Annotated in this window: 5 protein-coding genes; 1 reads left to right on the top strand and 4 read right to left on the bottom strand. The window is 44.3% G+C overall.

The window, feature by feature from the left end:
- Window positions 1-5 precede the first annotated feature (5 nt).
- The 4 genes from F6K38_RS33640 to F6K38_RS33625 form a co-directional block, all read right to left on the bottom strand.
- A complete protein-coding gene (locus F6K38_RS33640) occupies window positions 6-509 on the bottom strand; it encodes a hypothetical protein (RefSeq protein ID WP_009148862.1) in 504 nt (167 codons plus the stop codon).
- Window positions 487-1074, bottom strand: a complete 588-nt coding sequence (locus F6K38_RS33635) for an IS607 family transposase (RefSeq protein ID WP_009148864.1) — start codon at window positions 1072-1074, stop codon at window positions 487-489. The genes F6K38_RS33640 and F6K38_RS33635 overlap by 23 nt, the downstream gene beginning before the upstream one ends.
- 209 nt (window positions 1075-1283) lie before the next feature.
- Window positions 1284-2789, bottom strand: coding sequence for a mechanosensitive ion channel family protein (locus tag F6K38_RS33630; protein ID WP_009148866.1), 1506 nt, complete (start codon window positions 2787-2789; stop codon window positions 1284-1286).
- Between the two features lie 237 nt (window positions 2790-3026).
- A complete protein-coding gene (locus F6K38_RS33625; protein WP_287359449.1) occupies window positions 3027-5174 on the bottom strand; it encodes an adenylate/guanylate cyclase domain-containing protein in 2148 nt (715 codons plus the stop codon).
- 468 nt (window positions 5175-5642) lie between these two features.
- Here F6K38_RS33625 and F6K38_RS33620 point away from each other — a divergent pair.
- Window positions 5643-5839, top strand: a 197-nt coding sequence (locus tag F6K38_RS33620) for a hypothetical protein (protein ID WP_287359447.1), incomplete at its 3' end; no start/stop codon positions are given.

Raw genomic sequence — 5839 nt, 5'->3', positions numbered from 1 at the left:
ATGTCCTAACTGCCCTGGCGACTGCTATAATAGTCCCCATTAGTGCTAGTTAATCGACAATCTCCGATATCGCCTGGAAGTGTCTCAGCGAAGGTCAATTCACCCAGTTTTGTATGGTAAATCCCTTTGCTAGAGACAGCAGACTTGGGTATGTAGCAAGACTGAACAGGATTTTTACGAGATCTAAATCTTACCCGATTTATCTGTCCAGTCTTTTTGTATTTTTTCTTTGCCTCCCTGACAGCAGTGCAAGCATCCTTAATCGCTATAGATTTAATCTGATAAGGTACTGTCTTACACCACTCGGGTAGGTCATTTAATATTCCAGTCTTAATGGCTTTCCAGTTAGCTTTAACTTCGCCATATGTTCGCGTAGCGGCTCCTACGGAGCAAAGTATTTTGACAGTTTTATTAAAAACATAACGGGACACTCCAAACCACTGGCGAACTATTGTTCGCGTAGCGTGGCCTACGGCCAATCGTTGCTCAGGGTTTAGGAAGACTCGCATCTTCTTTGATTTTTTTGCCGTATTTTCGGAGTCCGTGGACGCGGCAAGAGAAGACGTGAATGATGGATAGAAGATCTGCGGTAAGTTCCGATTCTGGACAACTTTCATGGTTGTCGAGAACCAAGATTTTTCCACCGTTGATACTGACCAAGTACTCAAAGAGTTCAAACCCGAACCTGGTAAGTCTGCAAGGGCAGGCAACAATAATTGTGAGCTGATCTCCTTGCATAAGCCGTTCCAATATGATTCTAAGACCTTTTCTTTTGTAGTTAAGTCCTGAACCGATGTCCTTGACGATTTCCGCTTCCGGGAAGAGCGAATGCATGTAGGCGATTTGTCTGGCGAGGTCGTCTTTTTGTTTGTTACTACTGACTCGGCAGTAACAGATCGTAGCTTCTCTGTTTCCTTTACTTTTTCCAAGGCTGAGTAAACTAGTTGTGTCAAAGAGACGGTACCCGCTTGGGGTTCGTTCACATTTGATGATGCCATTATCTGCGTACTTCCGCAAAGTGTTCCTGGAGAGTCCCGTAAGTTCGACCGCCTTACGGATTGGTATTAATGCCATGAATATAGTCTAACAACTAATTTAATACTTTGATAGACTATGTGATACTTTTCAATACTGTCTACTAACCCCCGATTACACTACCACTGGCTCCACCTTATAGGCAGTACCTTCCCCCTGTCTAGCTTTTGCGTACGCGTAGCGTGGCCCTTCGCGCAGGGTGGCCCAAAGGCCAAGGCCAATCCCATGATGATTGATTGATAGTCCACTTAACCTTGACTTGATAACTCGGCACCATTACTGGATGCAAGACTGGATGCAAGATTGGCTTGTTTCACCTCATCTATCGCTTTCCGTCGTGCTTCGATAATTTGACCAATTTCACGGGCGAGACTTGGTGTACTTTCTATCATCTGATTAACCAGATCTGAATAAAGCGCAATAGTTTGCAAATCTTCCACAACGGTAACGGATACTGAGCTTGGTTTGCCGCTAAACAGTGCCATTTCGCCAAAAAACTCACCACTCGACAGAGTCATCACCTCCTGTTGTTCACCATAACTATCTTTGAGGTTGAGTACAGCTTTCCCAGCAATAATAATGTAGAGAGCATGACCAGGATCCCCTTGACGGATTACGGTTTCTCCCACACCGAAATGTTGTAGGACTGCTCCTTTCGAGAGATTCTCCAAGTTCTTTTGCTGTTTAGCTACAGGGACAAAGACAGGCATTGACTTCAAGCTCTCGGTAAACTTTGTCAAAGTGCTATCTGCCTGATTAGGGTCACTATCGAGTTTACGGAGTCTATAGATCGGAATGGTAGGTCCAAGATTGTTCCGTTGGGCTGCATACCAGATACGGGTCATCAACTGTTCACGGATTCTGGGCGCATCCTTATAGTCTTCGATAGAAAACTTGACCTCATAGTTACCCCGATAGTCGTTATATTCCATGGTGCGGATCTCTGGGGAAGGATCACTCAATATCCCTTCTGTCGCCAGTGCTGTTTCTTTTAATACTTGCTTAATTAGGTTGGGTGGATCATCACTGTCGAAGTCAATCCTAAAGGTTTCTACATGAATCGGTTTCGGTTTGCTGTAATTGAGGACTATTTCTCCTCCAAGTACCCGATGGGGAATAATAATCATGTCACCGTCCCGGGTTACCAGGTGAACAGCTCGCCAATTCATATCAATGACCTGACCAACTTTGTCTCCAATCTGCAACCAATCACCGACTTCAAAGGGACGAGCAAACAGTAGGGCAACGCCAGAAAAGACGCTGCCTAGAGAGTCCTGAAGCGCCAAGCCGATAACAATAGAACCCACACCCAAGGCAGTAGCTAGACCAGCGAGGTCGGCTCCCCAAACTTTCGATAGCACAATGGCAGCACCAAGGGCTACCAAAAAAAATCTTGACAAATCTAGGAGTAGTTTTGGGATCCGTCCTCGCCATGTATTTTCTCCAGCGGCTTCAAACAACACCGAATTGATTAGAGACAGAGAGGCGTCTATAACAAATATCCAGAGCAGGGTCTCGACAAGCTTGACAACATTGTTGTCCAGGTCTAATTCAACCACATTCTGGATAAATAGCAGGAATACTAAGACGGGTAAGACACGGTTACGAACTAGGCGGAGCGTAACTGCTATAGGCTGACCGCGTCTTTGTAGACGATGAGTAATTTCTGTGAGAATAATTACCAGGAGCGGGAACCCTATCCCTAAGGCTATTGCCCAGATAAACCAATCGTTTTGCCATATTACTTTGCTCATCAAAATAATCTCCTTGTCCCCTTATTTTTCTATCCCTTGAACAATAGGGTGAACCCTCTGAACAAGTTTTCATCCCCCACAGGATAATGCTCGCGCGGGGGTTCTTAATTTCGTGTATTATGGTAATCTGAAAAGAATGTAATCAAGTATAGTTTGTTCAGTTACCAATTCCCCATTAGCAATTCCCCATTACCCTTGGGTCTTTAATAATTTGGCAAAACTGGGCAAAGCCCATGTCTACACTGTTGAAGCTACTAATTCCTGTGCAGTTTTTAACAACCAAGCTTTCTGCTGATTTTTGCCATTAGGTGTGATGTCCTCAGCCTGCTCAAAGTCGTAAATATCATGGAGACTGTTGTAGACATTTTGAGACACTAATATAGCTCCCCGTGGGCAGTCAAACATCAGCTTATTGGCAACATTGACTGTATCGCCCCAAACGTCGTAGACAACTTTTTCTCGACCTACAATACCAGCAACAATATCTCCGGAATGGATACCGATTTCCAGGTCTATGTCAAATCCTCGTTCATGACTGAATCGGTGGGTCAACGCCAGCATTTCTAAAGCAAAATCTACCGCCCGTTTTTGATGGTCTATATGTAATATTGATAATCCACAGACTGCCATGTAATTGTCACCAATGGTTTTAATCTTCTCTATCCCGTATTTGGCCGTGGCTTGATCGAACAGACTTACTAGATCATTAAGAATGGCAATGACTTCATGGGTATCCATGGACCTAGAGAGCTTGCCGAATCCAGCAATGTCGCAGAACAAAACCGTAACATTGGAAACACTCTCAGCAATGTTTGTCTCTCCCCGTTTGAGACGTTTGGCTACGGAGTCGGGAAATACACTTGTCAGTAACTTTTCATTTTCGCGATTTTTCTGCTCGACTAGTTTAGTTTGAGTGCGTAAGCTGCCAACCATTTGATTAAATGACTCAGCTAACTCCCCAAATTCGTCTTCCGAGTTTATATTCACCACCGCATCAACTTCTCCATCCGTGACTTTTCGGGCGCTAGCAATTAAAGCCCTAACTGGTTGCACAAACAGATGGGCGAGCACCATAGCGAGTAGGGTGATCAGCAGTATGATCAAGGCAGCTGAAACCAAAACTCTCTTTTGAAAGGCGTAAACTGGGGCATAGGCTTCGGCAAGATCCATCTCGGAGAGGATAACCCACTCCAATCCATCGATGTTTAAGGGAGCGTAGGAACTCAAAACTTCAATACCCCGATAATCATTGATAATTTGGGTACCTTCTTGCCCAGCTAAGGCTGCTTTTACAGCTTCTGTCTTTACTGGCTGTTGTAGAATTGATGTACCAAACTGCTCGATTCGTTTAAGGATCTGTTCCTTTACACCCTGTTCTCGCAAGGCTTTACTATAAGCTGTGGGGTCTTGAATTAGGAAACGGGAAACTGATCGCATCAGATAATCCTCTCCGACTAGATAGATCTCCCCTGTATCCCCGAGACCATTACTCTTCCATTTACGGTAACCTGTCATGACATTGTTAATCTGATTAACCGGAAGCTGGAATGCCAAAACACCTATAAATTTGGAGCCGTCATAGATGGGAGCAGCAATAAATGCTACTGGGGCTCCAAAAGAAGGACGGTAGGAATCAAAATCAAATATCTGCACATAATCCTTTCCCTTGGCTTTTCGGAGGTCGCCTAAGGCGAATGCCAAGTTACTATCACTGTATGGTCCAGTGGTGAGATTGGTGCCAAAGTCTGTTTCTTTAAAAACTGAGTAGACAATCTCACCGGTTTGAGGATCGATCAGCAACATATCCTGGTAAGCAAACTTTTCAACAATGTTGCGAAAAATTGGGTGGTAGCGGGTGTGAATACTACTGTACTCACTCTTGTCTTCTGGATCATCTAGGAGATGTTTCTCCCCAGCTGGGTTGGGGTTAGTGGCGATGTAATAGTACTGGAGGTAACGAGCCGCAGAGGTTTCTGGTAAGTAGGATTCTAATACAGGCTTCCCGTCGCTAGTTTCCGCTAGTTTGGTTAAAAATTCTTTACGGTAGTATTCTTTGAGGGTGTCCTCTAAATCAGTTGGTGTATCAGTTGGTGTCCTAGATTGTTGCAGTTGGTTGTAGGCTGTTTTAAATTCCTGCATCGCCTCGACCACCATTAAGTTTTCACTCAGGGTCTGGGTCTGATGGCGAATATCTTCAAAGTATGATTCTATTTGATCTGCTTTGGAAGCTCGTAGACTGGTTAACTGGTTTGATACTGTTTTGCTCAGATGAGACTTACCACTCCGATAACCGATATAAGCAGTCACGAACAGCGAGCAAGTGCTCAGAGCCAGCAACATAAATATAAGTTTTGACCTGATACTCAAATTGTTGAGAAATCCCATGAACAGCCTCCCTGAACCCGAATTGTGAATGATGATACCTGTTACCTTGTGTGATCCTCAATTGCCTCACTCCACACCTGAGAGGCTATGGAATCTGATCTACTTTCTTCCTGCTCAGGAGTAGGTAAAGAGTTCGATAACAAAACTCTTAGAATGTACGCAGTTGGAATCTTGGCTAGATATTAAGCTATGAAGGGGCATTGACTATGGGGGGTTACACCCCCTAAAATCGCTACAATTTACCATAACTTCAATAGGACTTGGGCAAAACTAGCCCCTAAACGCGCTTATATAGCAGTCGCCAGGGCAGTTAGGACATGACAAAAGTCTCACACCCTTTGTAAGCGCAAGAGTTTGACTTCTGACAAATGACTTCTGACAAATGACTTCTGCTATAGTTTAGGGTGCGTTAATAATGCCAACTAAAGGGAGGAAATGCTTTAATTCATTTGTACGGGAAAACTTCCGTTGAAAAAAAGTTCGCGGCAAGCACCAGCGAACTTTTTTTCAACTAAGGATTTTGAATCGGATTATCTTAGAGAATTTGCGATCGCACTCTATAGTTCTTTTGTGGTGACATACTCCCACACGCTCATCGAAGATTACAGTGTGGGCTTCTTACCAACTCCAGCCATCACTATCGGCTTTCGCCGACGCGGGGCGCG

Origin of the sequence: Moorena sp. SIO3B2 (genome assembly GCF_010692525.1) — a bacterium.
Lineage (GTDB): Bacteria > Cyanobacteriota > Cyanobacteriia > Cyanobacteriales > Coleofasciculaceae > Moorena > Moorena producens.
Note: the sequence above shows the minus strand (reverse complement) of the source record. Positions and strands in the feature narration are given on the sequence as shown.

What these genes read in the sequence shown, in the direction of transcription:
- F6K38_RS33640 (WP_009148862.1), bottom strand. Translation starts at nt 509, where the DNA reads ATGCGAGTCTTCCTAAACCCTGAGCAACGATTGGCCGTAGGCCACGCT.
- F6K38_RS33635 (WP_009148864.1), bottom strand. Translation starts at nt 1,074, where the DNA reads ATGGCATTAATACCAATCCGTAAGGCGGTCGAACTTACGGGACTCTCC.
- F6K38_RS33630 (WP_009148866.1), bottom strand. Translation starts at nt 2,789, where the DNA reads ATGAGCAAAGTAATATGGCAAAACGATTGGTTTATCTGGGCAATAGCC.
- F6K38_RS33625 (WP_287359449.1), bottom strand. Translation starts at nt 5,174, where the DNA reads ATGGGATTTCTCAACAATTTGAGTATCAGGTCAAAACTTATATTTATG.